This window comes from Roseomonas sp. WA12, assembly GCF_054165765.1.
The window spans coordinates 595,242-622,126 of the sequence record NZ_JBSTUI010000002.1 but is presented as its reverse complement, the minus strand read 5'-3'; the positions used below and the strand labels follow the sequence as shown (position 1 = coordinate 622,126).

28 protein-coding genes are annotated in these 26,885 nt (G+C 66.7%); 11 read left to right on the top strand and 17 right to left on the bottom strand.

The annotated features are described in order from the left end of the window. The first annotated feature begins 293 nt into the window (after positions 1-293). Entirely contained in the window at positions 294-656 is a 363-nt protein-coding gene (locus tag ACVBD7_RS25425; RefSeq protein WP_458098269.1) for a hypothetical protein, read from the top strand. 237 nt (positions 657-893) lie between these two features. Here ACVBD7_RS25425 and ACVBD7_RS25420 read toward each other — a convergent pair whose 3' ends face one another. Beyond that, entirely contained in the window at positions 894-1,346 is a 453-nt protein-coding gene (locus ACVBD7_RS25420) for a hypothetical protein (protein WP_458098268.1), read from the bottom strand. 263 nt (positions 1,347-1,609) lie between these two features. On the opposite strand from ACVBD7_RS25420, the gene ACVBD7_RS25415 reads away from it, so the two are divergent. Then, on the top strand, positions 1,610-2,614 hold the full coding sequence (locus tag ACVBD7_RS25415; RefSeq protein ID WP_458098267.1) for an alpha/beta fold hydrolase: 1,005 nt from the start codon (positions 1,610-1,612) through the stop codon (positions 2,612-2,614). Positions 2,615-2,662: 48 nt separating this feature from the next. On the opposite strand, the gene ACVBD7_RS25410 is transcribed toward ACVBD7_RS25415, so the two are convergent. The 3 genes from ACVBD7_RS25410 to ACVBD7_RS25400 all read right to left on the bottom strand — a co-directional run bounded on the left by ACVBD7_RS25410 (position 2,663) and on the right by ACVBD7_RS25400 (position 5,989). Then, positions 2,663-3,067 carry a response regulator gene (locus ACVBD7_RS25410; RefSeq protein WP_458098266.1) on the bottom strand — a complete coding sequence of 135 codons (405 nt, stop codon included), beginning with the start codon at positions 3,065-3,067 and terminating at the stop codon, positions 2,663-2,665. A gap of 69 nt (positions 3,068-3,136) precedes the next feature. Continuing rightward, on the bottom strand, positions 3,137-5,383 hold the full coding sequence (locus tag ACVBD7_RS25405) for a PAS domain S-box protein (RefSeq protein WP_458098265.1): 2,247 nt from the start codon (positions 5,381-5,383) through the stop codon (positions 3,137-3,139). Positions 5,384-5,461: 78 nt separating this feature from the next. Next, complete coding sequence (locus ACVBD7_RS25400) at positions 5,462-5,989, bottom strand: exopolysaccharide biosynthesis protein (protein ID WP_458098264.1); 528 nt, start codon at positions 5,987-5,989, stop codon at positions 5,462-5,464. 517 nt (positions 5,990-6,506) lie between these two features. On the opposite strand from ACVBD7_RS25400, the gene ACVBD7_RS25395 reads away from it, so the two are divergent. The 7 genes from ACVBD7_RS25395 (at position 6,507) to ACVBD7_RS25365 (ending at position 12,425) form a co-directional block, all read left to right on the top strand. Next, complete coding sequence (locus ACVBD7_RS25395; RefSeq protein WP_458098263.1) at positions 6,507-7,091, top strand: tyrosine phosphatase family protein; 585 nt, start codon at positions 6,507-6,509, stop codon at positions 7,089-7,091. Positions 7,092-7,145: 54 nt separating this feature from the next. Continuing rightward, entirely contained in the window at positions 7,146-7,730 is a 585-nt protein-coding gene (locus ACVBD7_RS25390; protein WP_458098262.1) for a transcriptional regulator, read from the top strand. A 690-nt stretch (positions 7,731-8,420) separates the two neighbouring features. Then, complete coding sequence (locus ACVBD7_RS25385) at positions 8,421-8,624, top strand: hypothetical protein (protein WP_458098261.1); 204 nt, start codon at positions 8,421-8,423, stop codon at positions 8,622-8,624. Positions 8,625-9,058: 434 nt separating this feature from the next. Beyond that, on the top strand, positions 9,059-10,228 hold the full coding sequence (locus ACVBD7_RS25380) for an antitoxin Xre/MbcA/ParS toxin-binding domain-containing protein (protein ID WP_458098260.1): 1,170 nt from the start codon (positions 9,059-9,061) through the stop codon (positions 10,226-10,228). 407 nt (positions 10,229-10,635) lie between these two features. Further along, a complete protein-coding gene (locus ACVBD7_RS25375) occupies positions 10,636-11,712 on the top strand; it encodes a hypothetical protein (protein ID WP_458098259.1) in 1,077 nt (358 codons plus the stop codon). Continuing rightward, positions 11,709-11,939, top strand: coding sequence for a hypothetical protein (locus ACVBD7_RS25370; RefSeq protein ID WP_458098258.1), 231 nt, complete (start codon positions 11,709-11,711; stop codon positions 11,937-11,939). Before ACVBD7_RS25375 ends, ACVBD7_RS25370 begins: the two co-directional genes overlap by 4 nt. Before the next feature lie 129 nt (positions 11,940-12,068). After that, a complete protein-coding gene (locus ACVBD7_RS25365; protein ID WP_458098257.1) occupies positions 12,069-12,425 on the top strand; it encodes a DUF6634 family protein in 357 nt (118 codons plus the stop codon). Positions 12,426-12,695: 270 nt separating this feature from the next. Here ACVBD7_RS25365 and ACVBD7_RS25360 read toward each other — a convergent pair whose 3' ends face one another. From ACVBD7_RS25360 to ACVBD7_RS25335, 6 genes are all read right to left on the bottom strand, one after another. Next, positions 12,696-13,400: a GntR family transcriptional regulator gene (locus tag ACVBD7_RS25360; RefSeq protein ID WP_458098256.1), complete on the bottom strand. Its 705-nt coding sequence runs from the start codon at positions 13,398-13,400 to the stop codon at positions 12,696-12,698. Positions 13,401-13,522: 122 nt separating this feature from the next. Continuing rightward, positions 13,523-14,521, bottom strand: coding sequence for a Bug family tripartite tricarboxylate transporter substrate binding protein (locus ACVBD7_RS25355; RefSeq protein ID WP_458098255.1), 999 nt, complete (start codon positions 14,519-14,521; stop codon positions 13,523-13,525). Between the two features lie 130 nt (positions 14,522-14,651). Continuing rightward, positions 14,652-16,007, bottom strand: a complete 1,356-nt coding sequence (locus tag ACVBD7_RS25350; RefSeq protein ID WP_458098254.1) for an amidase — start codon at positions 16,005-16,007, stop codon at positions 14,652-14,654. After that, positions 16,004-16,390, bottom strand: a complete 387-nt coding sequence (locus tag ACVBD7_RS25345; RefSeq protein WP_458098253.1) for a cupin domain-containing protein — start codon at positions 16,388-16,390, stop codon at positions 16,004-16,006. The genes ACVBD7_RS25350 and ACVBD7_RS25345 overlap by 4 nt, the downstream gene beginning before the upstream one ends. 14 nt (positions 16,391-16,404) lie before the next feature. Continuing rightward, complete coding sequence (locus tag ACVBD7_RS25340) at positions 16,405-17,094, bottom strand: DUF2848 domain-containing protein (RefSeq protein WP_458098252.1); 690 nt, start codon at positions 17,092-17,094, stop codon at positions 16,405-16,407. A gap of 25 nt (positions 17,095-17,119) precedes the next feature. Next, positions 17,120-18,310: an FAD-dependent oxidoreductase gene (locus tag ACVBD7_RS25335; RefSeq protein ID WP_458098251.1), complete on the bottom strand. Its 1,191-nt coding sequence runs from the start codon at positions 18,308-18,310 to the stop codon at positions 17,120-17,122. Between the two features lie 270 nt (positions 18,311-18,580). On the opposite strand from ACVBD7_RS25335, the gene ACVBD7_RS25330 reads away from it, so the two are divergent. Further along, complete coding sequence (locus ACVBD7_RS25330) at positions 18,581-19,162, top strand: amino acid synthesis family protein (RefSeq protein ID WP_458098250.1); 582 nt, start codon at positions 18,581-18,583, stop codon at positions 19,160-19,162. 1 nt (position 19,163) lies between these two features. Then, positions 19,164-20,360 (top strand): amidohydrolase family protein, encoded by a 1,197-nt coding sequence (locus ACVBD7_RS25325; RefSeq protein ID WP_458098249.1) that lies wholly within the window; start codon positions 19,164-19,166, stop codon positions 20,358-20,360. Positions 20,361-20,446: 86 nt separating this feature from the next. Here the strand turns inward: ACVBD7_RS25325 and ACVBD7_RS25320 are convergent, their stop codons facing one another. The 7 genes from ACVBD7_RS25320 to ACVBD7_RS25290 all read right to left on the bottom strand — a co-directional run bounded on the left by ACVBD7_RS25320 (position 20,447) and on the right by ACVBD7_RS25290 (position 26,734). Continuing rightward, positions 20,447-21,127, bottom strand: coding sequence for an HpcH/HpaI aldolase/citrate lyase family protein (locus ACVBD7_RS25320; protein WP_458098248.1), 681 nt, complete (start codon positions 21,125-21,127; stop codon positions 20,447-20,449). Between the two features lies 1 nt (position 21,128). Further along, positions 21,129-22,118 carry a Bug family tripartite tricarboxylate transporter substrate binding protein gene (locus ACVBD7_RS25315; RefSeq protein ID WP_458098247.1) on the bottom strand — a complete coding sequence of 330 codons (990 nt, stop codon included), beginning with the start codon at positions 22,116-22,118 and terminating at the stop codon, positions 21,129-21,131. A 187-nt stretch (positions 22,119-22,305) separates the two neighbouring features. After that, positions 22,306-23,019 (bottom strand): ABC transporter ATP-binding protein, encoded by a 714-nt coding sequence (locus ACVBD7_RS25310; protein WP_458098246.1) that lies wholly within the window; start codon positions 23,017-23,019, stop codon positions 22,306-22,308. Next, the gene (locus ACVBD7_RS25305; RefSeq protein ID WP_458098245.1) at positions 23,019-23,765 is read right to left on the bottom strand and encodes an ABC transporter ATP-binding protein; all 747 of its coding nucleotides are present in this window, start codon (positions 23,763-23,765) and stop codon (positions 23,019-23,021) included. The genes ACVBD7_RS25310 and ACVBD7_RS25305 overlap by 1 nt, the downstream gene beginning before the upstream one ends. Beyond that, positions 23,762-24,625, bottom strand: coding sequence for a branched-chain amino acid ABC transporter permease (locus ACVBD7_RS25300; RefSeq protein WP_458098244.1), 864 nt, complete (start codon positions 24,623-24,625; stop codon positions 23,762-23,764). Before ACVBD7_RS25300 ends, ACVBD7_RS25305 begins: the two co-directional genes overlap by 4 nt. Further along, positions 24,625-25,500, bottom strand: a complete 876-nt coding sequence (locus tag ACVBD7_RS25295; RefSeq protein WP_458098243.1) for a branched-chain amino acid ABC transporter permease — start codon at positions 25,498-25,500, stop codon at positions 24,625-24,627. The genes ACVBD7_RS25300 and ACVBD7_RS25295 overlap by 1 nt, the downstream gene beginning before the upstream one ends. Positions 25,501-25,507: 7 nt before the next feature. Next, positions 25,508-26,734: an ABC transporter substrate-binding protein gene (locus ACVBD7_RS25290; RefSeq protein WP_458098242.1), complete on the bottom strand. Its 1,227-nt coding sequence runs from the start codon at positions 26,732-26,734 to the stop codon at positions 25,508-25,510. Positions 26,735-26,885 lie beyond the last annotated feature (151 nt).

Below are 26,885 nucleotides of genomic sequence, written 5' to 3'. Positions count from 1 at the left end.
GAAACAAAGCCGTCATCTTCTTGCTCTCACCTATGGTGCCCGGCACAGCGGCATGCCGCCGGTCTAAATGACGCAAAGTCGTCGCAGCCCGAGTCGCCCGGTGCGCATCCGTCTACGGCCTGGGTAAGAACTGGCCGGGCCTAAACGATGCGCGGTAGGCCCTCTGGCCTTCAATGCACCATGGCCCAAATGACGGCCCCGCAAATGTGTTGCCTTCACAACCAACACGCACCGCCTGCTCCGTCCAGACGGGCAACCTAGCGGTGCGCCTTTTCAATAGCTGGATGTCCACAATGCCAAAGAACGACGATCCTACCGAGATCGAGCCGCGTCCTGCTCCTGTGGCCCAAGCCCCTACGGGTACGTTCGCGCAGCTCAAGCGGGATCACGAGAGCGGCACGGCGGGGGACAAGGTCCCCATGCTCGACCCGGGCCTGTCGCCCCTTGGGACAGACGATGAAGCATCGGGCGATAGCCCCGATCCACAACTCATTGCGGAGGTGCGGGAAAGGGAGTCCCGCGATGCACCGCCGCCGCTAATCGCGGCAGACCGACAGATTCCGAACCCTGGGGTGCCGAGAACCGTCGCGATTGGCCTCGGCGTCGTCGGCCTCCTTCTCCTCGCGGGCCTGCTGTTCTGGCGCATGGCCGCCTGAGTACGCCGGCCCCGTACTAAAGCTTTCGAGAGAGCACCCGAGAATGACCGACCACGCTACCGGGTTCGGCCGCTCGGGCGCTCTCATTGCCGGATGTAGACGAGTCCACCTATCTAAACCGCCTACCCGCAGTAATGCGCATCGACACACACAGCTGCGAGCACTCTGTGGAGTTCATAGCTGGAGCCAATCAGGTGAAGGCTTTGCGCCTCCAAGGTCGGACAACATTGTCCAACGTCACGCGGGCAAAGGTTTAGACGCACCCGTGGCGCCCAGGCTTAAAACATGGTGTAGAAGCGCATCCCGGGCAAAGGGCTTGACCAGCAGTGGTGCGGCGACGTGGAAGCCAGGGAGAAATCCGGCTGGATAACCCGATGCGTAGAAGAACGGCACACCGATCGCGGTGAGAGCGTCCGCAACTGGCGTGACAGGGCTGCCATTGAGACTGAAGTCGAGCACCGCGGCAGCAATGCCGCCGTCAGCCCTGGCGATCTCGATAAGTCGCAGGGCACCAGCCACCGTCGGCACCGGACCCAATACCTCCAGACCAGCTTCCTCAAGACAGTCCGCAACTTCGGAGGCGATGAGCCACTCGTCCTCGACGACAAGGACGCGAAACCGGTGGGTCGGTGCGGAGGTCGGCGGATGGCAGTCAGGAGGGAAAGAAGAGGGCTGGGTAGCATTGACCACGGGTGACCTCCTGCGACGGAATGTCGGTGGGAGTACAGGCCTCTCCCAGTCACCCGCGCAGCACGTCGTGGCAGACGACGGCATCGTTATGGACCAACTTGGTCGTTGTCTTCGGAACATATGTTGGGTCGTTTTAAATCTTCTGCACCAGCACTGGGTACTCTGACGATGAGGAAACACAGGCCTGAATGGGGCGTTGTTACGGTGTAGGTGTGCATGCCTGCGGCACTGTTCCGCGCCACCTGACCTGAAGGGCCACCAACATGTTCGCCGAACGATCACTCCGCAGCCGCTCGGCTCGCGCCCGTCCTCTTGCCTGGCTGGTCGGAGGGATTGGTCTGCTTGCCCTGGCGAACCACGCCATCGCACGGCGGGCTGAACACAGGCATCCGCCCGAAGGTTCGTTCATTGTCGTGGATGGAGTCCGTGTGCACTACAGTGATCGCGGCACGGGAAGCCCGGTTGTCCTAATCCACGGCAACATGGTGACCGGGGACGACTTCAACACGAGCGGCGTGGCCCAGCTGCTGCTGCAGACTCACCGCGTCATCATCTTCGACCGTCCTGGCTTTGGGTACACAGAGCGGCCACGCGGGCGGATGTGGACCGCCGCCCAGCAGGCTGAGCTGCTCCGCAAGGCGCTTCGCCAGCTTGGCATCGACGAGCCGGTGGTCGTTGGCCATTCCTGGGGTGCCATGGTGGCCCTTGCATTCGCCGAGGCCTATCCGGAAGACACGGCAGGCCTGGTGCTGCTGTCGGGCTACTACTTTCCGACGCTACGCCCCGATGTCCTGCTGGTCGGCGTCGCGGCCCTCCCGGTGATCGGCGACGTCCTGCGCTACACCATTTCACCAATCCTCGGTTGGCTCACGATGCCGCTGATCAAATGGGCGTTGTTCGCACCTGCTCGCGTTCCTTCCCACTTCCACGACGAGTACTCGACCGCGATGGCGTTGCGGCCTTCCCAGCTCCGGGCGACTGCTATGGACGGAGCGCTAATGATTCCGGGAGCGACAAGCCTGCGCCGTGGCTACGAGCGGCTGACCACGCCCACGGTCATCATGGCCGGGGATGGCGACAAGGTGGTGTTCAAGCGGTCGGCGGAGCGGCTTCACGCGTGCATCCCTGGAAGCGATCTGCAGATTGTCCAGGGCGCCGGGCACATGGTCCACCACCTTGCATCCCGACAGGTTCTCGCCGCCATCAAGTCTGTTTCTGCTGCGAGCAAGCAGAATGGGTCTAGACCCTCCTTGGTGAGCTCCTCTTAGGAGGGCGACTGTTGACGGCGCGCAGCCCCAAGCTGCGTCCATCTACCTTCACTTGGCTTGCGGGTACGTTCCTGCTTTCAAAAGCTTTCCAACTGCCCTGAGCAGACCGTGTTGAGAGATTGGCTTATCCAGGCGCGGTCGCTCGCAATACGCCGAATGGTCAATGATCCGCACGTCTCCGGTTGCGAAGAGGTATGGCACGCCGAGTTGGTTCAGGTGGTCGGCTACAGCATAGGCGGTCTCGCCGCGACCGAGATTCACATCCAGGACCGCCGCGTCTAGCCTCCCAGCCTCCGCCTTGATGGCCACGAGCGCCTGCTGCACGCTGGGCACCGGACCGACGACTTCGGCGCCCGCCCGACGGAGCCAATCCTCCATGATCTCGGCAATGAAGTACTCGTCCTCAACGATGAGGATGTGGCGGCCGACCAGTAGCTCATTCGTGTCGGGCATCGAGCACTCATTTCATGCAGCGGAGTGATTGAACGTAGCGGCCCGTCCTCACAGGCGCGACAACCTGGGTCACTCCAGGGGAAGCTGAATGCGGCACCGCACGCCATCCTCCCCGAGCACGAAATCGGTCGTGGCGCCGAGCGCGTAGGTCAGCGACTTCTCGATCATCTGACGGCCGTAGCCGCGCCGGGTCACCTTATCAGGCTGCACGACGACGCCGCTCTCGACCCAATCCAGCATGAGGCTGCGCTGGCCCTTTTTGTCCTGAGCGACGGTCCAGGTGACGAACAGCTGCCCCGCATCGTCCCGCAGAGCGCCATACTTCACAGCGTTGGTGGTAAGCTCGTGCACGGCCAGAGAGAAGTTCTGCACCTGCCGGATGGTGAGGTTCACCTCGGGGCCGGAGACCACCACCTTGGGTGTGCGGATTGCCGTGTGGGCCTCCAATTCCATGCGGACCAGCGCACCCACCTCGGCAGTATCGCTACCGAACTGGCTGAGCAGGCCTTGTGCCCGGCTTAGGGCCTGGAGCCGGGCCTGGAAGGCCTTCGTCGATTTCCCCTCGTCCAGGGTCTTGTTGGCGAGGGAAGCAACGATCCCGAGGAGGTTGCGGCTGCGGTGCTGCAGTTCGGCGACCAGGACCTCCAGCCGTGCGGCACCCCTCCGCACCTCAGTGACGTCTTTGGCGAACCCGGCGATCCGCCGGACCCGCTCCTGCCCGTCAAAAAGGGGAAAGTCCGTGTTCTCGATCCAGCGGATCTCGCCATCGGACGGGCGCGAGATGCGGAATGCATTGAAGGCCCGTTCACCGGCCCGGACACATTCGAGACCAGAGAGCGCTCCCTCGCGATCCTCGGAGACGACGAGGTCGGCCCAGTTCTGAAAAGTGTCGCCGCTCAGGAACGCCTCTCGGCTCTTTCCGTAGATCGCCTCGAAGGCGGGGCTAAGATACTCGAGTTCCATGGTGTCCGAGTTACGGATCCAGATCAGGTCCGATGACGCCTCGGCGAACTGGCGGAACCGCTCCTCACTTTCCGCGAGGGCAGTCTCGGCCCGCTTGCGTGCGCTGATGTCGCTGGCAGCCCCGAACCACTCCCGGATCTGCCCGTCCTCCTGCAGCAGGGGAACCGCACGCGAGTGGGCCCAGCCGACGCGCCCGTCCGCCTGCCGGATGCGGTGCTCCTGATCGAAAGGCTCCTTCGTCCTGATTGCCTCCTCGATGGCAGTCCGGACCTGGGGCTGATCGTCGGCGAGCATGTATTCGCTCCACCAGGCCTCACTCGGGACCGGCGTGTCGGCGAGAAAGCCGCGCCCGTCGAGCTGGAGCAGCTCGGACCAATCGGGGTTCATACGATAGGTAACATGGGAGGTGGCGCTCAACAGCGCCCTGAGCCGGCCCTCGCTTCCACGGAGTCGCTCCTCGGCCGCGCGGCGCTGGGTGACATCCTGGCCGATCTTGAGGAAGCCGGTCAGCGTACCGTCCGCGTTGCGAAGCGCCCGGGTGGATCCCTCGATGAAGACACCCTCGCCGTTCTTGCAGACGTGCCAGCGAACATCAGGCGCGACACCCTCTCGTCTGGCGGTCTCGATCTCCCACCTGTCCTGGCCCTTATCCCGGTCCTCACGTGTAAAGATGAGGGAACTGGGCTGGCCGACCGCCTCCTCCGCGGTCCAGCCGAAGACCGCCTCAGCCCCGGGTAGCCAGTCGGTGATCAGGTCCTGCGGGTCTGTGAGGTAGATGGCGTAGTCCAGGGCTGCCTCGACAGTGAGACGGAAGCGCTCCTCGGTCGAGCGCAGAGTGCTTTCCATGAGCAGGCGGTCGATGACTGGTCCCAGAATGGTCGCGTAGGTACGCAAGAACTGGATCTCGTCGTCGCCGAAGTCGCGCGGCTCGGTAGCGTCTACCTGCAGCAGGCCATAGGCCCGCCCTCCAGGAACGAAGATCGGCACGTTCACCAGCGCGACCACCCCAGCCTCGCTCATGAATGCTGGGATCCCGAAGCGGCCCTCCTTGCTGATGTCCTGCGTGACCACGGGTTGGCCCGCCTTAATCGCGAAGGTCTCGGAAGAGTGCTCGTCCATGGGGATGAGCACACGACCTACGACGCCGGGATCCCAGCCCACACCGGCCCGAACAAGTAGGACTTTCCCCTCGTCCCGGATCTCCAGGATCTTGGCGCGCTTGGTTCCGGTCGCCTCCCCCACAAGGCGGCAAGCCTCGCCAAGGACCTTGTCGAGGTCCTGTGACCGCAGGGCGAACTCGCCGAAGTCGGCGAGCACCTGCTGAGGTTTCATAGTACGTCCGTCGTCCGGCATCACAGGTCCCATTGCTGGCAATCTCACCGCAGCGGCAGGGGAATGCCCTCGCAGCCCGCAAGGCATTTTAGGACTAGACTAGCACGCCGCGTTTGGCCTGGGCCCAACATATGAGGCTCCCGTTAGTGTTGAGGCAGCCTTGCCGCACGCGACATCTCTGCTGTTGGAGGCAGCAGTCCTGAAGCTTAAGGACAGCCCAGACCGCAAGAATAAGCCTGGAAGCAGAATGTCCAATGTCGGGGAAGATACTAGCCTGACCTGCTCCAGCAGGCGGAGGACCGGGACGACGCTGCCGACGAGGCGGGCGAGCGGCAATGGGTGCGCTCCCGACACGCGGGGAAAGGCTGGGCCGGAACGGGCCCGCAGCATCTGGTAAGCCCGAATCAACACAAGAAGGCCAACCGCTACCGACAATCCGGGCAGAGCGCCGAGAAACGCCATCAAAAGTAGAAGCACGCCGAAGGACCAATCCCCTAGGCCGCGGAGCAGCCACTCGAGCGTGACCCGCTCGGGCGGTACATGTAGGGCGCGGTCTCCCAGATTGCGGAGGTCAGCTGGCTCGCCTCCGGAACGATCTGCAAAGCTGGGGTGCCTCCGGTCGCACACCGTCGGCTTGATGAACGGTTCAATAACGCTGGGAAGAGATCGCCGACATCATCGGTGCCTCCACGGCTATCGGCACCGACCGCCTTGGTATGGGCGTGATGCGGATTTGCCTGGCGGTATCTTACTGCTCAAGGACGTGCACGCGTCGAGCACACGCCTGATACTAAGTGAGCGGCCGCCTGCCCAGAGAAGGTTCGCGCCCAATTCCTATCGCCGCGGGCGAGGGCACTCTCTCCCGCCGCCGTATTTCGCCGATAAGGCCAGCGTCACGGAGAGGGTCTGCCGGTCAACAGCCCGAAAGTGGTCAGTGTAGCCAAGCGTGAAGCAGTGGGAGTGGCGCATTTCAACCCGCTCCCCTGATCGGCGAGTGACGGGGCTGCGGCATTTCTGTTCTGCAGGCGACGCCTTGATCCTGTAATCTGTAACGAGTTTGAGATTAGGAACAATTCACGAACATGCGCGAAGAGGAATCTCCTGCCTAGCCACTGAGGGTGGCTGGCTCGATGGAGATCTCGAGTTGTCCAACAACGAGCCGATTGTCGTATCAGCCCTGAACTGGGCACGTCGCCAGAAGCGGGACTTCTCGGCCGTGCTCACGCTGGAAGACCCTGATCAGCTGGTCACGCATCAACTCCGCTTCCACCAACAGCCCCACCCCGACCATCTGGTACTCCGCTTCGTCGATTTGGATACGGCCCCGCCGCCGGCGTATGCGGCCATGCCGATCTTTCGAATGGCCGACCGGACCGACATTGAGCGTGCCCTGAAGTTTGGCCGTGACAGCCTTGGCGGGCGCCGCCTCCTGGTACACTGCAATGCGGGCGTCGGCCGATCGACGGCCATTGCATTGGCTATCATCGCCGACAGGCTCGGCCGCGGCCGCGAGCAGGATGCGCTGAACGAGCTTGTCAGACTTCGGCCCGGAGCCGTCCCCAACTTGCACGTCCTGGCACTGGCAGACGAGATCCTCGGACGCGCCGGAGCGCTCGTTCAGGCGGTGCGCGATTGGGAACGCGACAGGCCGGAAAACGCGCGGCGGAGGTCCTACAACCGGGTGGCACACTTCGTCTTTTACGGGCTGCAGATCGGGCCGGATGAGTAAGGACCGGAGAACGAGCGTGCATGACGTGTTGATGCAGAGCTGGGGTGAGGGACGGTGATCATCTTCCTAGACTTCGAGGCCTCGTCGCTGGACGCTGGCTCCTACCCCATCGAGGTCGGCTGGGTGACGGAGGGCGGGGACGGCGAGGCCCACCTGATCCGCCCCGCTCCGGGCTGGGAGGAGTGGTCCGAGGCTTCCGAGCGGATCCACGGCCTCTCCCGTGGCCGTCTCGCCAGGGAGGGAAGCCCGGTCGAGGTCGTCGCCCGACGAGTGCACCAGGTTCTCGGTGCCGATGGCGTAGTGGTCGCGTCCGACGCGGCGCGCTGGGAGCAGCGCTGGCTCGACCGCCTGATGGCGGCCGCTGGGGTGGCGCACGCGATCCGTGTTGTCGAGCTGGAGCGCGACATCCTCGTTCCCGAGGCGCGGCGCCTTCTCCGACGAGCCCCTCCGGAGGGATCACCGGGGCACCACCTGGCCCGTGGCACGCTGCTGGATCGGGCGAGCGACATCATCGGTGATGCGCAGCACGCCGAAGGGAACCGGCGTCGGTTGCGGCACCGCGCCCTGGACGATGCCGAGGGAATGCGGTGGTGGTGGGTCGAGGTCCGCGCGCGAGTTGAGGCGGCCCTCCAAGGCTGACGCTTCGTCGAAGCGTCTCTGCCACATGCATCACCGCTGATCCAGCTTGGGCCCTACGATCGCAGTGAAGTACGTCGCCGTTCGTATCCGTTGGATCGGCACCATTGGCGCCATCAGCCCACGGATAATAAGCTCGGCCATCGCAGCTACATTCGCGGCTTCCGAGCAGGGATAGGGCGCATGCGGGTGACTCGGGAGAAGCTGGTCGAGGAAGTGTAGTGCGAGCCCATGACACGGGTCGCGGTCCACTGCGGCGTGTCGGATGTCGCGATCGCCAAGACCTGCCCCACCCTGGACATAGCAATGCTTCCGCTGACCACTAGGCCAAGATTAAGCACCGCGAAACGAGCCCCTGGCCACCCACTCCCTGCCGTAGGTGGCGCAGAGCGCTGGCATGTCTCCTCTAATTCGAGGTTAACAGCACAAGGGACAAGCCGGTTGTCGCAGCGCGGGTCGAGGTGACCCGCATGAACCTCTTCGAGCATTCCTGCCCACTGTGTGGGGCCGGGTTCGGGTTCGATGGTGACGTCATGGCCGGCCCGCCCGAAATATGGGCGTGTATGAGCCATCGTGCTGAGGTGGATATGTACGTGGCGTCGATGTGCGCGCGGTCGCGGTAGGCCTGGGCACGTCTGGGGAGGCGAGATGATCGACTTTGAAGTTCAACATCGGCTCGTAGGAGGTACTCATATGCTCTTCGTTCCTCAGGAGGTCGTGGAGGCCCGAGGCGCTGGCCTCGTCGTCGTCGACAAGGACCCCATTCGGGCCGTTGGGCTGTTCGAGGTCGCGATGAGCACGGCACGTCACCTCGGCCGCATCGACGCCGGCGCGCGCTGGCATCTCAATCGGGCCTTCGCCAGGGAGGCCGGGCTAGCACCTCAAGAGGCGGAGTAGACGGGCCTGCGTGCTCACCCGCGGTGCATCTCCCGATCCGACGAAGTGCATCAGAGGTTTGCAGTTTCGTTTCAGCAATTTTGCGCGCGCCCACGATGATGGCCGCGCGTCACCGGCCTTGAGGTCCCCGTCGCGGGAACAGCCGTCCGTCGTTCCGACGGGTACCAGATAGGTTTTTTTTACGTCCTCGCGGCGGTGGCAGGAGCCGGGGTCCGAGCCTGGGGCCGGCCCCGGCCTCCTGCCGCCGCCGCGAATGGACAACCTCGTATGTCATCTCGCACCAGCACCCCGCCCTTTGGGCGGGGCAGTTCTTCTTTCATCAGTCGGGACGCGGAGCGCGGCCTCGGGGGAACCGGATGCGCGTCCCCCAGCCATCAGCGCCGACCCCTTCCGGATCTCGGCCCTGGTAGCCGGCCGGTCTCGGGGATCGCCCGATGACCCCGCCCGTGCCCGGCCGGGCCACTGACGTCCCCTCCCCTGCCCCACACGCGCGCCTGCTCGGCCTCTGCGCCCGCGTCGCGGCGATCCAGCGGCGTACCGAGGGCCTCGCAGCCCAGGAGCGCCGGGCCGAGCGCCGGGGCGACCTCGCCGCGGCCGAGCGCCTCCACCGCCGGCAGGTCCGGCTCGTGCATCGGCGGCACCGCCTCCTGGAGGCGGTCTGTGACCTCCTCGCCCCAACAGCCCTCACACGCCAAGTCAAGTCGGCCGCCCTCGCGACCCTCATCACCTTCGACACCGATGGACGGCCCGACCGCCTGAGCGGCATGGCCCTATGGTCGGTGCTGCGTGACCTGGAGGTCGCTGGGAGCGAGCCCACGGCCACCAGCGAGGTCCTGCCTCCCGCGCTGCTCAGTACCCTCCTCCGGCGCGTCTGGCGGGCCGGCGACGGCTGGGCCTTGGACAATGACGCGATCCGCCTCCTTCTCGACAATCCGGACGACGAGACGGCACAGGCCTGGTTCCGCCACGAGGCGATCCCCCTCCGGCCGGGGACGCGGCGGCGCATTGGCCTCCTCCTCGCCGTAGATCACGCCCTCCGCCGCCTCTTCCGCTCGGCGGAGCGGCGTCTCGACTGGCTGACCCGCGCCCACCCGGGGCTTGGTGGCCGCGTGCCCATCACCCGCATGCTCGACGGCGGGCTCGGCGGTCTCCTTGCCGTGCACGCGCTGCTCGCGGGGGAGCATCGCGCGGCAAGTGCGGGGGATGGCCGTCGCACCCCCTCCTTCCCGATCGAGGCTACGTTGCGGCAAGCGCTGACCCGCTTCTGCGACGGAACCGAGGTTCCGCCTCCGGCGATCGCCTTCCCCTCCTGGGACGCGCTCCTGCGCTGGGTCTGGGACGGTGATGGCGACGAGGATACGGCTGTCCGAGGGCGCGTCGCAGAGCTCCTCGTCCGGACCGAGCGGGTCATCTACAACACCGACGCTCGGCGCCAATGGCTGACCGCGCGCACCCCCTGGCTCGGCCACCTCGCCCCGCTCGCCGCCGCCACCACCCCGGGCGGGCTGCATCGGGCGCTAGGGCTGCTTCGCGACGTCGATGCCCTTCGCCGGCGCCTGCGCGATGCCGGGATCCCGCCCGGTGACGGCGACAGCGACACCTGAGCACGGTGAGGGGCCGCCGTCCCGGGCGACCGCTGTCCCGCGCCGCCGCCGCCGGCGGACCAGTGAGGGAGAGGTAGAAGGACAGCACCAAAGCCCTTTGGGGGGCACGGGATGCCACCCGGCGCCTCGCGGCCGGGGCGGCATTCCGTCGCCCCCCACAGGGACCAAATCTCATGAGACGTAGACAGGTATCACGGCGGCCTCGCCTCCGGCGGCATGCACGCAAAACACCCGACTCCCGTCAGCTTCGCCTCAGCCTCCGTCACGGACGTGGCGGCCGGCGCAAGCGCTCCCAGGCAGGGGCGCAGGCGCTCACCCCCTACCCTGCCCTGCTCCTGCATCGCACGGTCATTCCCTTCGGCAATCTGCCGACCAAGCCCCCCGTGGGAATGGCTTGGCTGTACCAGATGTCCGGCCTCAACGACCCAGAGCCCTTCTACGCGGGCTTTACCAGTCAGAATCCCGCCACCCGCCTTGCCGCGCACGTCTCCTTTGCCCGGCATCGCGAGGGCTCCAATGTCCAACTGGAGACCCGCCTGCGCCAGTTGGCCGAGCAGGGTGAAACCCTGGTGATGCGCCTCGTCGGCATGCATCCCATCCACGCGATCGGAGCGGCCGAGGTCGCCCTCGTTGCGGGACTGCGAGCTCGCCTCGGCACCGCTCTCCTGAACCAGGGCCCGGGGGGCGAGGGTGCGCCCGTCGGTCGCCTCGTCTCCCGGGAGGAACGCTATCGCGCGGCCATGGCACGCCGCGCACGCCAGGCGGATCCGGCCTACCGCCTGCATCAGGCCCTCGCCAGCGCCCGTCCACGCCACACACCCGAGGCGCTGAACCATCTCCTCACCGACTTCGCGGAGGCCGATCCGAGCCTCCCCACGCGCACCCTCTGCCGTCGGCACGGGGTGCACGAGGCGGTGCTGCTCGGCCTCCTCGCCGGCACGGCGCGCCACCTGGTCGTCGATCCCGAACGCCTCGCCGCGGCCCGCGCCGCACAGGCCCGGCGCCAAGCTGTCCGGTCCGCGGCAGAGGAGGCCACGGCGTCGGCCGTCATCGCGACGCTGCTGAACTATCTCGCCGCTCCGGCTGGCATGGGGCTGGCCGAGATCGCGCGCACCCGGGGGCTTAATCCTCGTCGCCTGCAGGAATCCATCAGGCGTCGTGGGCACGGGATCTCCGACGAACTCGCCGGTGCCGTTCGGGCCCGCATGAAAGAGGACAACCGCCTGCGGGGCGCGGCTCTCGGCCGCAAGGCGCCCGCTGCCGACGCGCGCCTGCTCCGCTGGTGGCTGACGGCGTACTCCCGGCCAGGCTCGACGCTAACGCTCGCGACGGTCGCTGCCCGGCTCGGCGTGACGCAGGGCGCCATCTCGCATCGCCTGGCCGGCGAGCGCGGCACCACCCTCCCCCGGGCCCTGCTCCGGGCCTGCCGTGCCCGGGCCCGCACCGCGCGCCTTGCCGCCCTCCGCTCAGGGATGCGGCGATGAGCGAGGCGGAATTCCTGCGGGACAAACTGACCGAAGGCGAGCGACGCGGTCGCTTCGTCATCGTCCGTGACGTCGATGGACGCCGGCATGCTCTCGCCGCCACGGCCGTCGTCGCGATCAGCGAGGATGGGGACGGCGACGTCCTCCTCCTCCTGCCTGGCGGTCGGGCCCTGCGCCTCGCCGTCCCACTCCCCTCCGTCCTCGGCTGGCTCGACGGCCGGGGCTGACCCGACACCCACCACGGCCATGCCCCTGACAGGAGCAGGGCCTCCCTTTCACATCGCTTGATCTTCGCTCGCAGTGGCTCGACGCCTTTGCGAGCGAGAGATCGCGCTCTCACGGAACTTGCCTTTCCCATGATCCGCCTCGACGGCCCCCCTGACCTCCTCGCCCGGCAGCAGCTGCAATTCCAGATTACCCGATTGGAAGCTCTCATCGCTGACTTGCGCAGCCTTGCGGCCAGCAGCATGCCCAACGCCGATCAGCTCGCTGGCGCGCCAGTTCTACATGCCTGGCAGATCATCACCCGTCCCGTACCGTGCCTCGCCGGTATGGGCCTCGGTCACCCACGCCTTCCGCCCGGTCCTGTCGTGACAACGGACCTCTGGGCCGTCGACGCGACGGCTGGTTGGGCACGGACGCTCAGTCGATTCTACCGCCTCGAGATGCCTTCACAATTTCAGCGCGGTCTGGAGATCAGTGATGAGGAGTGAACCGGCAGCCCCGTCAACTTAGCCTGCTGCCGCGCTGGGCCTGGTCGAAGCGGGCGAGAGCGATCAGCATGTGAACAGAGACCAGAATCAGACCGCTCAGGAGATCCTGCACAGGCAGCATCGATCGCGTACATCATGCCTGATCATCGGCATAGAAACGCGTCTCGTGACGATGCAGGTAGCAAGGAGGCATTCCGACACTGTTAATAAAGCCGGCGACCTAGAGCGGGAGCCTAGTCCGCAGCAGGAGTCGCCGCCTGCTGGCCAGGATCACTGCCCGATGAGTAGCATCACATTTTGCCGGAAGGCGGCGATATGCCGCGCCATCGCCGCCTCCGCCGCCTCAGCATCGCGCGCCGCCAGGGCGTCCCGGATGGCGCGGTGTTCCTGCATTACGCTGCCCTGGTGCGCCTCCCTGTCCAAGGAAATAAACCAGAAGCGCACGGCTCGGTCATGCAGGTTGCCAAGGATGTCGGCAAAAATCGTGCTGCCGGAGCTTCGCGCGATGAGGGCGTGAAAGGAGGTGTCCAGCAGCATTAGTGCCTCGGTGTCGTGCCGGCTCAGCGCCGCCTCAGCATCGCGCAGCACCGCGTCCATCGCAGCGGCGTCCTCGGCCGTGAAGCGGGCCGCGGCGAGACGCACAGCGTGGCACTCGTTCACCGTGCGCGCTTCGATGATCTGCAGCAGCTCCGCGGGGTCGATGGGGCGGACCTCGATACCCTTCCTCGGCCGGATGGTGATTAGGCCTTCCAACCGGAGGCGCGCGAGCGCATGCCGGACCGGCATGCGGCTAAGTCCGAGCAGGTCGGCAACCTGCGCCTCGTTCAGCTTCTCCCCGGGGGTAAGGCGGCAGGTGATGATCTGGTGGCGGATGATCTCGTAGGCCTGATCCTTGAGCGGGACAGCACGCGCTTGCGCCTGATAGCCATCAGACGCCCGCCCGCCGGTACGGGCCAGCCAACGGTCGGTCTTCATCGCCGGCGCACCCATAGTCCTGCCTTCCTCCCCTGTGCCGGCGTCGCGAACTTGAAGCCACGGCGCCCACTCAGCAAGGGCCCGGGCCGACTGCACTGGACGGTCGCCCGTTCCGTTGATCCTTAATCCAGACTGGCGCCTGAGATCCGGACGGCTTCCTGCCAGAGGGGGGCGTCGCGACGCATCGTCTCAGCGAACGCTTCGGGCGTGTTGCAAACGGGCGTGGTGCCAAGCCGCTCCAGTGAGTCGCGGAACTTCGCGTCGTCGCAGGCATTGCCCAGGGCTTCGGCCATGCGACGGATGGCGGTGGCGGGGGTGCCGGCCGGGGCCGCGATGCCGTTCCACGTCTCCGCGCGGAACGCCGAATAGCCGCTCTCGGCCACTGTCGGCACACCCGGCAGGCTGGAGAGGCGCTCGGTTCCCGCCACAGCGAGCACGCGGATGCGCCCACCGCCCAGATGCGGGATCATGTCGGAGGGGTTGCCGAAATAGGCCGCGACCTCGCCCGTCAGCAAGGCCTGCATCGCGGGCGCGCCGCCGCGATAGGGCACGTGCTGCATCTCGATCCCGGCGCGCTGCATCAGCAGGGCCATGGCCAGATGGGTGGAGGAGCCGTTACCGGCGGAGGAGTAGTCCAGCTTGCCCGCCCGCGCCTTCGCGAGCGCGACGAAGTCCTGCAGCGTCGAGACGTTCAGCGAGGTGCTGACGGCCAGCACCATGGGGTTGCTCGCCACGATGGAGACCGGCGCGAAGTCGGTGGCCGGATTGAAGCTGAGCCGGGTGAGCGCGGGCAGCATCACCATCTGGGACGCACTGGCGGTGAACAGCGTGTAGCCGTCTGGCGCGCTTCGTGCCACGGCCTCGGCAGCGATCGCGCCATTGGCGCCGCTGCGGTTCTCGACCGGCGCGGGCTGCCCCAACGACCTGCCGAGCCACTCCGCACTGAGCCGCCCGATGCTGTCCGTTACGCCGCCAGGGGCGAAGGGAACGAGCACACGGATGGGACGGTCGGGCCAGTTGTCCTGCGCGCGGGCCGGGGCCGCGACGAGGAGAGCGGCAAGGGCCGTCACGGCCAGCCGAGCGACCTTTGGAGCGGTCCGGGATCCAGTTAGACGCAACATTGTCTCGCCTCCTTGCGAAGCATGGGTCGGAGCCGGGGTGGGCCTCTGATGGACCTCTTTCCCGACCTGTGTGACTGGCTTCCCCAAAGGCCTTCCCGGAACCGTTCCGGGTGAGGCGCCGGCCGCCGGTTCAGGCGCCCAGCACGGCTTCCACGGACGCGGCCAGGGCCAGCAGGCGCCGGTCCCCGCCCGCGGCGGCGGAGAGCATCAGCCCGACCGGCGGCTCCGGGGGGCGAGTTGCTGGCACTGAGACGGAGCAGCCATCCATCATGTTGATCAGCGTGGGATTGCGAAGCGCTGCCAGATTTGCGGCGGTGTAGGCGGCCTCGTCCTCCAGGTCGCGGATGCGCGGCGGCAGGATCGGTGCGGTGGGCATGACCAGCGCATCGTATCCCGCGATCCGCGCGGAGGCACGCCTCACGAAGTCCTTCCGCGCGCGCTTCAGGTCGAGGTAGTCCGCAGCCGACATGCCGGCGCCGCGGCGGATACGGCTGCTAACGCGCGGGTCGTAATCGTCGCCACGCCGCGCCAGCAGTGGGCGGTGCCAAGCATAGCTCTCCGAAGCGGTGAACCCGCCCAGCGCGTTCATCAAGGCCACCTCGGCGAATTCCGGCATCGCCGCCCGCTCAATCTGAACGCCCGCGCGCGAAAGGCGCGCCAGCGCGGCCTCAAACGCGACGGAGACCGCCGCTTCCATCCCATCCAGCGCCACCGTTTCCGGCAGCAGCAGGCGAAGACCGGCTAACGGCATCTCGGGTAGGGGCTCGAGCGGTTCGTCGGCCAGCACCGAATCCATCACGGCGCAGCAGCGCGTGCTGCGGGCGATCGGGCCGATGGAGTCCAGGGTGCCGGAGAGGGGCACGCTGCCCTCCAGCGGCACGCGCCGTGCAGTGGGCTTGAAGCCGGTCAGTCCGTTGAAGGCCGCAGGGATGCGGCAGGAACCGCCGGTATCGGTGCCAAGCGCGCCATGCGCCATGCCGTCTGCCACCGAGATGGCGGCGCCGGAGGAGGAGCCGCCGGGCACATGCCCCTCCTCGCGGCGCCACATGCTGCGGGGCGTGCCGTAATGCGGGTTGAGGCCGAGGCCGGAATAGGCGAACTCTGTCATGTTGGTGCGGCCGATCACCACGAAGCCCGCGCGGAGCAGCCGGCCAACGGCTGGGGCGTCGGCGTCCGCAGCCGCCGCGTCGTCGAGCGCGCGGGAGCCGGCGCGCGTCACTTGGCCGGTAACGTCGAACAGGTCCTTCACGGAAACCGGAATGCCGGCATATGGCGAGGGCGCGGCGTTGGCGCGGCGCAGCGCGTCCATCGCCTCGGCCGCCGCGCGGGCGCCCTCGGCATTTACTTGCAGGAAGGCCCGCCCGCCCTCTCCAGCCGGATCGGCGATCCGCGCCAGGCAGCTCTCCACCAGCGCGCGGCTTGTGGTGCGCCCGGCGGCAAGATTGGCCGCCAGGGCGTCCAGGGTCGGGCCGGCCGTGCCGCTCACTTCGGCGTCTCGTCGTAGTAGTGGATCTCGAGCAGCGTGCAGCCCGTGTCGGACTTGAAAGGACCGTGATAGGCGCCCGGCGGACGGCAGGCGTAGGCGGCTTCGTCGTACTTCTCGCCGCCATTCCCCTGCGCGTCGTTGCCGACAATCAGGTCGCCCGAGACCAGCCACACCTCCTCCCAGTAGTCATGCACGAATGGGGCGGTGGTGAACTCGCCGGGCTGAAAGCGCAGCAGGCGCGTGCGGTGGCCGCGCTTGTTCTCCTCGTCCAGCTTGCCGGCGAGGATCTTCTGCTCGATCCCGGCGGGGTAGCCCGTCGGTACTTCCCAGCCCGTGCCCGTGTCGGGGACGTGGAATTCGAGGTGTTCCTTGGTGATCGGCATGATCCGTCTCCGTCCTACTCGGCCAGCCAGCGGGCCGTGTACTCATGGGTTATGGCGCGCCCGAGCACGGGGTCGCGCAGCTCCATCCGGAAGCCCTGGCGCGGGCGGATGCCGCCCATAGCGGTCAGCGTGCCGCCGAACATCAGCGTGCCGACGCGAAGTGCGCCGCGGCCCTGGGCCTCATGCGCCGCCACCGTGTCGCGCGGGTCGCGCATCCCGGCGACGCTGCCTTCCTGATACGGCGTCCACCCCGTGCCCTCTTGCACCCAGGAGCGCAGCTCGAGGCTGTCCCAGTGGGCAGCCACGTCATCGAAGCGCCAGAGCGTGGACGCGACGGGCTTGGGGCACATCTGCTTGGATACGGTGATGGAGTAGCTCTCCACCTTGCGGTCGGTGTGGTCCGAGCCGAGCCCGACCCACCACTGCCCATCACCGTCGATGACGATGACGAACTCCGCCTCACCGCTGGACTCGGCGCCCAGGCAGTCGATCGCGGGCGTTGTGGTCAGCGTCTCCAGCCCGGCGCGATAGAAGCAGGGCGTGGTGGGAGGCGGGGCCACGCCGAGCGCGGCCAGTTCCTCGATATGCTCCTGCACCTTGTGCGGGTCGCGGCCGGTCCAGCCGGCAATTACCAGGTCGCGCAGTGCGAGGCTGCGCCGCGTGCCCGTGCCGTTGGTCTGGAAGTCGAAGGTCAACTCGGTCATGTCCGAAACTCTCTCGTGCCGCGGATCAGGCGATTTCGGCCGCGCGGCGCAGGCCGTTGATCATGGAGACGCCCATGAGGTAGGCATGTGCCTTGGCGGAATCGGCGGCTGTCTCCGCCATCCGCTCCCGGAAGGCGCGCTGCGCCTCCGGCTCCTTGGCCTCCAGGTTCTGCTTGTTGGCGATGGTCTGGCGCTGCACGTGCTCCACCGTCACGCCGCGCCGCTGGCGGTCGTAAAGATCGAGCAACTCGTCGCCCGCCTCGCCGTGCCAGACCCGGGCGAGCTTGCCGCCCAGGTTGAAGGCGTCGTGCACGCCGCCGTTCAGCCCCATGCCGCCGAGCGGGTTGTTGATGTGCGCGGCGTCGCCGGCCAGCAGCACGCGGCCTTGGCGGAACGTCTTCGCCACACGCTGGTGCACGCGGTACAGCGTGCGGTGCCGCGTCGGGTAGCTGTCCCGTCCTGCGACGATGCGGGCGAAGCGGGCGCGTGCGTACTCGTCGGTCATCGTCTCCTCGTCCGCCACCTCGGCAGGCACGGGGAACATGGCGCGCCATACGCCAGGCACCTTCAGCAGGAAGAACCACTCCTCGGGATCGGCGTAGTAGGAGACGTCGGCCAGGTCCGGGATGATCTCGGCGAAGTCGAAGGGTGTGGAGAGCACGAGGAAGCGCTCCGGCCAGGTGAAGCCCTCGAACTCGATCCCGGCGGACTTCCGCACCGGGCTGCGCGCGCCATCCGCACCGATCACATGGGAGCCGACCACGCGGTCTCCGTTCTCGAGCGTGACCTCCACCGTGTCCCCCCGGTCCAGGCAGCTGGATACGCGGGCATCGAAGCGAATGGAGTAGCCCGGCCGGTCGCTCAGCAGCCCGTGCAGAATGCGGGTCAGCTTGAACTGCTCGCATTGCAAGCGGAAGGGATGGCGCGAGACATCTGAGAGCACGCCGAAGTCGAAATCCGCGATGATGCCCTGATCGCGACTGCGGTACTGCATGCGCGGCGCGACGATTCCCTGCGCGATCATTGCCTTCGCGGCGCCCAGCTGGTCCAGCATGTCGAGCGTTGGGGCGTGGAAGGTTGACCCGCGCATCTCGCCGGAGAGTTCTGGCCCGGCCTCCAGTATGTGAACAGGCACGCCATGGCGGACCAGCTCGGCGGCGGCGGACAGACCGACCGGACCCGCGCCCACAATGAGAACAGGATGTGGTACGGGCATACCGTTCAGTCTCCTCAGCCGACACGTCATGGAAGGCAGCGCGCCCGAAATTCGGAGCGGCTTCGCTGGACCCTTACCTGCCACGGTCGGGACCGCTTGGATGTTGAGCGCGGATGAGCGTCAGCACAAGAGTGAAATATCACAGTGAAATCCCAAGCGTGACATCGGGCGACCTGATGGTCGCACCACGCTCAAGCACAGGAACGATTTAGTTTCTCGACAAGCTAACAACATTAGTTAATGTGCGGGAGGAAAAGCTTGGAGTCTGCAATGAAGCTTGATGTCCGCCGCTGGTTTACCCTGGTTGACGAGAGGGCCGTTGAGGCCGGCCAGCGTACAGAACAGCCGCTGCGCAAGGTCGCGGCCGTCGTCATTCTCGGAAATCCTTATGCCGGCCGCTATGTCGACGACCTGTCGGAGGGCGTTGAGGCCAGCAAGGAAGTAGGCGCCTTTATTGCGAAGCTCGCCGTGGAGGCCATGGGGCCCCACAAGGCCGAGAGTTATGGCAAGGGCGGGGTTGTCGGTCTCGGTGGCGAGTTGGAGCATGCCAATGCCCTGCTCACCTCCACCTTCGCCGAGCCAGTCAGGGCCGCGCTGGGAGGCGGGCTCTCCTGGGTGCCGTCCTTCACCAAGGTGGGCGCACCGGGTGTGAGGATCGACGTTCCGCTGGCGCATAAGGACGCGCTCTACGTCCGATCCCATTATGATGGCATGACCATTTCCATGCCGGATGAAAGCCCGGCGGCCGACGAGCTGGCCCTGATCATTGTCCTGGCCAACCGCGGCCGCCTGAACGCTCGCGTCGGCGGCCTCCAGGCCAGTCAGATCTCCAAGCGCGACGGGCTCTATTGAGGTGAGGGTCGCGATCGTTAATCTGGGGCGCATCGTCACCGGCGATCACTCCGCCCCCTTTGCACCGGGGGACGGAATCCTCCTGCAGGACGGCCGCATCGCCGCCATTGGCAATCTCACTTCCGAGCAGGTGGCGGGCGCCGACGTGGTGGTAGACGCCGCCGGCACGGTCGCCATCCCCGGACTGATCGACAGCCATGTGCACATCACCTTCGGTGACTATACGCCGCGTCAGAGGGTGGTGGGTTATCTCGAAAGCTATGTGCATGGCGGCACCACCACCGCCATCACCGCCTCAGAGGTACATGTGCCTGGGCGCCCGAAGGATCCGGCCGGGGTGAAGGCCCTGGCCCTGGCGGCCGCCGCCTGCTTCCGCGATTATCGCCCTGGCGGCATGCGCGTTCATGCCGGTTCCGTAATCCTTGAGCCGGGCCTGACCGAGGCCGATTTGGCGGAGTTGAAGGACGCCGGTATATGGCTCGCCAAGGCCGGCTTCGGCGCCTTCCAAACACCGTTCGACTACGCGCCGTTGATGAAGGCCGCACGGTCCCTGGGCATCGTCACGACCATGCACACTGGCGGCTCCTCCATCCCTGGCTCCTCCGGCATCTGGGCCGAGCATGTGCTGGCCTCTGACCCGACCGTCTCCTTCCACGTCAATGGCGGCCCCGTTGCCATGCCGGAGGAAGGCTTCGAGCGGCTGGTAAACGAGAGCACCGTGGCGATGCAGATCTGCACCGCCGGGAATCTTCGCACCGCCCTGCTGACTGCCCGCCTGCTGGATGAAGCCGGGCAGCCCGAGCGCCTGCTGATCGCCACCGACACGCCCACCGGCAGCGGCATCATGCCCTTGGGCATGTTCTACACCATCAGCCATCTGGCTAGCCTCGGCGGAATGCCGCCCGAGCAGGCCATCGCCGCCGCCACAGGCAACAACGCCCGCACCTACGGCCTGAACTCGGGCGTGCTGGCGGTGGACCGCGATGCGGATGTTGTGCTGATCGATGCCTGCGCCGGCGGCTCGAAGAACGATGCCCTTTCGGCCCTCAGCAACGGCGATGTGCCGGCCGTCTCAGCCGTCTTCACCGATGCCGTGCCGCGCTTCATCGGCCGCAGCCGCAATACCCCGGCCGGCATGCGCAACGTCCGCGTCACGGAATGCCGCCTGCCTATGGACTTCTCTGGAAGCGCCCACTGACGGGGACGGGCCGGGATCCGGCCCGATAATCGGTCGCATCCGTCAGCGCTCATCCGCTGACGGATGGTGGCCGCAAGTACGCCGTCCTACCCGGCGAAAGCCGTGTTGATGACGGCGGGATGGCGAGGGTCGGTCGTCGACTTTCCCGTGAAGCCCATCGCCTTTACGCGCAGACAGTTCTGCCGCAAGCCCTCCAGGTCGTCCCTAGGATGGAAGGGCTCGTCGTAGACATCGATCCCACGCACCGCCGCCGCGTTGACGATGCGGGACCGCGCATAGAGCATCGGCTCCCAGCCACGCTCCATCCGCAGCGCCTTCGACAGGTCCTTGCCACCAAAGGACAAGGCGATGATACGGGAACTCGCGGCAGCAATCTCTTCCACGGCGGCCAGGGCGCGCGGCGTCTCGATGATGATGTTGAAGGGCAGCAGCTTGCACCGCCCGCCCAGCAGCTCGTCGATCAGCAGGACCTCCGCAGCACTCTCCACCTTCGTCAGCACCACGGAATCGGGCAGCTCCGCCGCATCAAGCAGAAGGGGGATGTCCACCAGCGCGTCGCGTGTGGAAAGCGGGCTGATCCGAATCGCCAGCTCTGCGCCGGAGGGGCGACCCCGGCGCAGGAATTCGGGGATCAGGGAGCGGGTCGCGGCCTTTAACTCGCCCGGGACTGTGTCCTCCAGATCGAGGCAGATGGAGGTGGCACCCGAGGCGAAGGCGGCCGGAAAGAGGGCCTCCTGGCCCCCGGTGATCAGCAGCTTGGAGCTCACCCTATTTCCCCGCACCGAGACCGGCGAGCCGGATTGCCGTGCCCCATCTCACATGCTCGCGCACAATGTGCTCGGCGAATTCCTTCGCGCTGCTGCCCACCACCGTGGCGCCTGCCTTGATAAGCTTGTCCTGCACCTCCGGATTGCGGAGCGCGACACCGATCTCCGTCTCCAGCCGGCGAGCAACGTCTTCGGGCGTCCTGATTGGCGCGAAGAAGCCGAACCAGGAGGTGATCTCATAGTCCGGGATGCCCTGCTCGATGAAGGTGGCCAGGTCGGGAAAGGCCGGCGAGCGCTCCCGCGAGGCGATGCCGATGGCGCGAAGCTGCCCAGTCCGCATATAGGGCGACGCCACCGAAAGCTCGACGGATGCCGCCTGGATCGTCCCGGAGATCAGATCCGCATGAACCTCGCCGCCGCCCCGGTAGGACACATGAAGCACGTCGATCCCCGCAGCCTGGCGGAAGATTTCGGATGCCAAGTAGTGCGGCGTGCCGATCCCGCCGTCACCCATCGCCAGCGGCTTGCCCTGGCCTTTGACGAAGGTGACAAGCTCCTGGACGTTGCGGGCCGGAACGTCGTTGTTCACCACTAGCACGTGAGGGACATAAGCGGCCTGGCTCAGGCCGATGAAGTCGCGCTCCGGCTTGTAGGCGGAGTTGGGATCGATCTGCGGAAGGATGCTGATGGTCGTGGTGGAGCCGACCATGAAGGTGTAGCCGTCCGGCGTCGCACGAGCGAGAGCCGCCGAGCCGATGCTGCCGGATGCCCCGCCGCGGTTCTCGATCACCACGGGCTGGCCAATTGTCTGGCCCATCTGATTGCCCACGAGCCGGCCGACTAGATCCACGGTACCGCCCGGGCCGAACGGCACAATGAGCCGAAGCGGACGATCTGGATATCTCTGGGCGCGGGCGAGACCCGGCGACAAGCCAGCCAGTGCGACCGATGACAGGATCCGGCGACGGGATAGGGAGAATGGCGCGTGCATGATCGTCCTTGCAGACTGAAAGACGGTGGTTAGGCGTTGACGCCCGTGCCGGTGCATCTCCCGTGGTGCATGGATCGCCGGGCTGGAGCCCGGGCTGTTCGTTGGCTGCGAGTATCCGAATCACTTCGGAAGTTTGTCAACTTTATTTGGTGTCCCGACCCGCGGCCCGTGGGCAGTCGCGCCCGCTTTAGGCGGCGGGCGCGATGCCACCGAGGAAAGCCTCGGCCAGCACCGGGCTTGCCGCGAGTTCGCCCGGCGTGCCGGAGGCGCGCATCCGTCCGGTCTCTAGTAGGAACGCATGGTCAGCAACGCGCAGCGTCTGCCGCGCCTTCTGCTCCACCAACAGAATGGAGAGCCCGCCCGCCCGCAACTCGGAGACCAGCGAGAAGACACGCTCCACCATCAACGGCGCGAGGCCCAGCGAAGGCTCGTCGAGCACGAGGAGGCGTGGGCGCGACATCAAGGCGCGAGCGATGGCCAGCATCTGTTGCTCGCCGCCACTAAGCAGCCCCGCTAGGCCGCCACGCCGCTGCCGCAAGATGGGGAAGCGGTCCATCTGGGCCTCGGTCTCCGCCGCCACTGCTCCGCGATCTCTGCGCGAATAGGCCCCAAGCCGGAGGTTCTCCTCTACCGTCATACGGTGGAGAATGCCTCGGCCTTCCGGCACCAGGGCGATTCCTGCCCGCAGCACCGTCTCTGGCGCACGCGGCAAGGGGCGACCATCCCAGGTCGCAGAGCCGATATAGGGCAGCAGCCCCGCTAAGGCCCTGACTGTGCTGCTCTTGCCCGCACCGTTGGCGCCGATCAGGGCAACGATCTGGCCCGCACCGACCCGCAGATCGATCCCCTTCACGGCGCGGATAGGCCCGTAGGACACCGTGAGTCCCTCGATCTCCAGCATCAGGCGGGAGCTCCAAGATAGGCGTCGAGCACCACTGGGTTGGCGCGCACCACCTCAGGCGTGCCCTCCGCGATGGGTACGCCGAAATCGAGCACATGCAGATGATCGCAGAGGCCCATGACAAAGGGCATGTCATGCTCGATTAGCAGGATCGACAAGCCCTCCCCGCGCAACGCCCGTAGCAGCACGGCGAGATCCTGCGCCTCCTCGTGGTTCATGCCGGCCACCGGCTCGTCGAGCAGCAGCATCTTGGGCGCCGCGGCCCAGGCGCGGGCCATCTCCACCTTGCGCTGCAACCCGTAGGGCAGGGTTGCGGCTAGGCGGTCCCGATGCGCCTCCAGGCCAAAGCGCCGCATCGTGAGATCCGCCCGCTCGACTCGCTTGGCACCGCCGGAGGGCAGCAGGTCCGCGATGCGCAAGCCGCCGCCACGCTGCCCGACCAGGAGATGCTCCCGCACCGTCATGGACGGGAACAGGCGAATGTTTTGGAAGGTGCGGGCCATTCCAAGCCGGGCGATGCGATGCGGCCGCAGCCCGGAGACGGATCGGCCTTCGAACAGCACTTGACCGGCTGTAAGGTCGTAGGCACCGGTGATCAAGTTGAACAGCGTGGTCTTGCCCGCGCCGTTCGGCCCGATCACGCCTACGATGCCTCCGCGCGGCACCGTGAGCGAGACCCCGTCCAGCGCGGTGATGCCACCGAAGCGCTTAGTGGCGCCCCGCAGCTCCAGCAATGAATCGCTCATGACACCTCCGCAGCTTCCGGAGCCGCCGCGCCGCGCCGGCGGGGTATCAGCGCGCGCAACAGGTTTCGGTCGAGCAACCCCTGCCGACGGACCAGCAGCACTAGGATCAGTAGCGCACCGAAGGCCGCGAGGCGCCAGTCGGCCACGAAGCGGAGCGTCTCCGGAAGCAGCACCAGGAGCCCCGCCCCCAGAACCGGCCCGGCGGCAACGGTTGAGCCGCCCAAAATGACCGCCATCACCAGCTCGGTGGAGCGCTCGAAGCCGAAGTTCCCTGGCTCGATGAACAGGTGCCAATGCGCGAAAAGAGCCCCGGCGATGCCGGAAATCGCTGCACCCACCCCGAACGCGCCGACCTTCAGCGCGGTGCCATGCAGGCCGATCAGATTTGCCGCGACTTCGTCGTCATTCACGGCCCGGAGGGTGAGCCAGAGCCGGGAGCGCGCCAGCAGCAGGAGCACGCCGAGGACGCCCGCCAGCCAGATCCAGATCGTGGAGACCTCCAGCTGCCGCATACCGCTGAAGCCGGCGGCGCCGCCCATAGGCTCGAAAAACAAGAAGAAGCTGCGCGTCATCTCCCCGAAGCCGAGAGTCGCCATGGCGAGGTAGATTCCGCGCAGCCGCAGTGCCGGAAAGCCGACCAGCACGCCCACGACGCCGCTGAGCAGTGCCCCGGCAAGCACTGCGGCAGTCAGGCCGACATCATGCGCTACCGTCAGCCATCCCGCCGCATAGGCGCCGATTGCCATGAAGGCAGCATTGCCGAGCGAGAGCTGTCCCGTGGCTAGGATGACATAGACCCCGAGAGCCGCGATGCCGCCGATGCCAATCTCGGCGAGAAGTCCGGCCGCATAAGCCGACATCAAACTCTCTGTGCTCCGGCCGCCCGGCTTCCGAGCAGGCCCTGGGGCCGTAGCAGCAGAACAAGGATCATGAGCCCATACACCGCGAAGTCGCGGAACGCGGCACCCCCATGCACCACGCTGAAAACCTCCACCAGCCCCACCAGTGGCCCCGCCAGGAGCACGCCCCATATGCTGGTGGTACCGCCGATCACCATCACGGCGATGGCCTTGAGCCCCGTCTCAACCCCGACATACGGCGTGATAGCGGCGTAATGCAGGCCGATCAGCACTCCGGCCGTCCCCGCGAGAGCGCCGGAAATAGCGAAGGCAGCACTGGTCAGCCGGCCGGCATTGACGCCGAGCAGGCGCACCACGTCGCGGTTCTCGGCAATGCCGCGCAAGGCCTGGCCGACCCTGCTGCGCTGGACGAGCAGCGCCAGTGCGGCGACGAGAAGCACCGCGACCGCGATGATGACGACCTGGGCCAGGCCGATCGAGGCCTGGCCCAGGTCGAAGCGCAGGTCCAGCAGGTCGGGCGGCAGCTGCAGCGGGTCCGAGCCCCAAATGTTCACCGCGACCGTCTGCAGGATCACGGAACAGCCGAGCGTCGAGAGAAGCGGGGCTATCGGAGGAGCGTTGCGCAAGGGCTGGTAGGCCACCTTCTCCACCGCCACGCCGAGCATCGCGGCCACTCCGGCTGCGGCCAGCACCGCCACCGGCAGAGGATAACCCGCCAGCACGAGGGTGAGGCCCACATAGCCTCCGATCATGAAGAGCTCGGCGATCGCGAGGTTGAGCACGCCGAGAATGCCCATGACAAGTGAGAAGCCGAGCGCGACCAACGTATAGACCGCGCCTAGGGTCAGCCCGTTGACGACCTGCTGCAGAAGCATGGCGGCGTCAGCAGGTCAGGTTGCCGGCGGTGGAGCAGCCGCGCAGCCTCTCCGTCCAGCGGCCATTCTGCCCGACCACCACGAAGTAGGTCTTCACCGCGTCACCGTCAGGGTTGAAGTGGACCGGGCCGGACAGGCCGTCATAGCCCGTCAGGTGCTCCAGATGGCCGCGGATCCTCTCGCGGTCTGTGGCGAGATCCGCCTCAGCCAGGGTGATACCCGCTTTCCGCACCGCGTCGAGGTAGATGCCGACAATCTCGTACATATGGGCGTCGTACATGCTGGGCTCGATAGTGTTCGGCAGTCCGGCGGTGCGCCGCAGGACCGGCGTCAGCGCATCCGTGAAGCGCTTCGCCGCCTCGCCCTCCTGCCCCGCATAATAGGTGGCGGTGGAAATAATCGGCACGTCCGGCGCGGCACGCAGGATGGCGGAGGAGATCAGCGGCGTCCCGCCGATCACCGGCTTAACGAGGCCTTGGCGGCGCATCTCGCGGATCACGGTGACGGCCTGGCTGTAGTCCGCCGCACAAACGACCGCATCGGGGTTCAGCCCCTTCAGGGCAGTGACCTGCGCGCTGACGTCAATGTCACCCGTGTTGAAGCTTGCAAGGTTGCCGGCATTAGCGAGGGTGATGCCGTGTTCACCCAGCATCTCCGGTACGATGCGTGAGCCAAGTGACACCGAATTCGCGTCCTTTGCGTCATAGATGACGGCGACCTTCGACACGTTGTACGCGACCTTAAGGAATGGCAGGGCAGCGCGCATCATCACCGCCTCATCGATCGTGTTGCGGAAGGCCCAGGGGCGATTCGCGGCAGCCGTGCCCGGCTTTGATGAGGCCTGGGAGATAGTCGCCAGCTTCGCCTGGTTTGCTACGGGGAAGGCCACCTCGCAGGCGCTGCTCGTTAGTGGACCAGCGATGGCAAGGACCTTGTCGTCATCCGCCAGCTTACGCACGAGATTCGCGGCCTGTGCAGGGCGTGCAGCGTCATCATAGATGAACAGCTTGAGCCGGGCCCCCTCGACCCCACCGGCCGCGTTCACCTGCTCCTCCACCATTCGCAGCGTGGCAGCATTCGCCCGCCCCCATTCGGCGAAAGGCCCGCTGCTCGGCACGATGGCGCCGATCCGGACCTCGCGCCCGGCCAGGCGGCCGGCCTGTGCCCGGGCGCTGAAAGGCGGCAGCGTGCCGGCCGCAGTGAGAAAAGCGAGAGAGCGACGGGATAGCGGCATCGTTCTACCTCTTCGGATTAGGTGGCGGAGTGCGGCTCGCTGAAGGCGTCAGGGGCTCCATGCCAACCGATGCGCAGGGTAACGCAAACGCCGCGCCAGTGACGACCAGCGCTGCACTTACGCACATGCATGACATGGCCGTAACCTTCTT

What these genes read in the sequence shown, in the direction of transcription:
- ACVBD7_RS25425 (WP_458098269.1), top strand. Translation starts at nt 294, where the DNA reads ATGCCAAAGAACGACGATCCTACCGAGATCGAGCCGCGTCCTGCTCCT.
- ACVBD7_RS25415 (WP_458098267.1), top strand. Translation starts at nt 1,610, where the DNA reads ATGTTCGCCGAACGATCACTCCGCAGCCGCTCGGCTCGCGCCCGTCCT.
- ACVBD7_RS25410 (WP_458098266.1), bottom strand. Translation starts at nt 3,067, where the DNA reads ATGCCCGACACGAATGAGCTACTGGTCGGCCGCCACATCCTCATCGTT.
- ACVBD7_RS25405 (WP_458098265.1), bottom strand. Translation starts at nt 5,383, where the DNA reads ATGCCGGACGACGGACGTACTATGAAACCTCAGCAGGTGCTCGCCGAC.
- ACVBD7_RS25385 (WP_458098261.1), top strand. Translation starts at nt 8,421, where the DNA reads ATGCTCTTCGTTCCTCAGGAGGTCGTGGAGGCCCGAGGCGCTGGCCTC.
- ACVBD7_RS25380 (WP_458098260.1), top strand. Translation starts at nt 9,059, where the DNA reads ATGACCCCGCCCGTGCCCGGCCGGGCCACTGACGTCCCCTCCCCTGCC.
- ACVBD7_RS25375 (WP_458098259.1), top strand. Translation starts at nt 10,636, where the DNA reads ATGTCCGGCCTCAACGACCCAGAGCCCTTCTACGCGGGCTTTACCAGT.
- ACVBD7_RS25370 (WP_458098258.1), top strand. Translation starts at nt 11,709, where the DNA reads ATGAGCGAGGCGGAATTCCTGCGGGACAAACTGACCGAAGGCGAGCGA.
- ACVBD7_RS25365 (WP_458098257.1), top strand. Translation starts at nt 12,069, where the DNA reads ATGATCCGCCTCGACGGCCCCCCTGACCTCCTCGCCCGGCAGCAGCTG.
- ACVBD7_RS25360 (WP_458098256.1), bottom strand. Translation starts at nt 13,400, where the DNA reads ATGAAGACCGACCGTTGGCTGGCCCGTACCGGCGGGCGGGCGTCTGAT.
- ACVBD7_RS25355 (WP_458098255.1), bottom strand. Translation starts at nt 14,521, where the DNA reads ATGTTGCGTCTAACTGGATCCCGGACCGCTCCAAAGGTCGCTCGGCTG.
- ACVBD7_RS25345 (WP_458098253.1), bottom strand. Translation starts at nt 16,390, where the DNA reads ATGCCGATCACCAAGGAACACCTCGAATTCCACGTCCCCGACACGGGC.
- ACVBD7_RS25340 (WP_458098252.1), bottom strand. Translation starts at nt 17,094, where the DNA reads ATGACCGAGTTGACCTTCGACTTCCAGACCAACGGCACGGGCACGCGG.
- ACVBD7_RS25335 (WP_458098251.1), bottom strand. Translation starts at nt 18,310, where the DNA reads ATGCCCGTACCACATCCTGTTCTCATTGTGGGCGCGGGTCCGGTCGGT.
- ACVBD7_RS25330 (WP_458098250.1), top strand. Translation starts at nt 18,581, where the DNA reads ATGAAGCTTGATGTCCGCCGCTGGTTTACCCTGGTTGACGAGAGGGCC.
- ACVBD7_RS25315 (WP_458098247.1), bottom strand. Translation starts at nt 22,118, where the DNA reads ATGCACGCGCCATTCTCCCTATCCCGTCGCCGGATCCTGTCATCGGTC.
- ACVBD7_RS25310 (WP_458098246.1), bottom strand. Translation starts at nt 23,019, where the DNA reads ATGCTGGAGATCGAGGGACTCACGGTGTCCTACGGGCCTATCCGCGCC.
- ACVBD7_RS25305 (WP_458098245.1), bottom strand. Translation starts at nt 23,765, where the DNA reads ATGAGCGATTCATTGCTGGAGCTGCGGGGCGCCACTAAGCGCTTCGGT.
- ACVBD7_RS25300 (WP_458098244.1), bottom strand. Translation starts at nt 24,625, where the DNA reads ATGTCGGCTTATGCGGCCGGACTTCTCGCCGAGATTGGCATCGGCGGC.
- ACVBD7_RS25295 (WP_458098243.1), bottom strand. Translation starts at nt 25,500, where the DNA reads ATGCTTCTGCAGCAGGTCGTCAACGGGCTGACCCTAGGCGCGGTCTAT.
- ACVBD7_RS25290 (WP_458098242.1), bottom strand. Translation starts at nt 26,734, where the DNA reads ATGCCGCTATCCCGTCGCTCTCTCGCTTTTCTCACTGCGGCCGGCACG.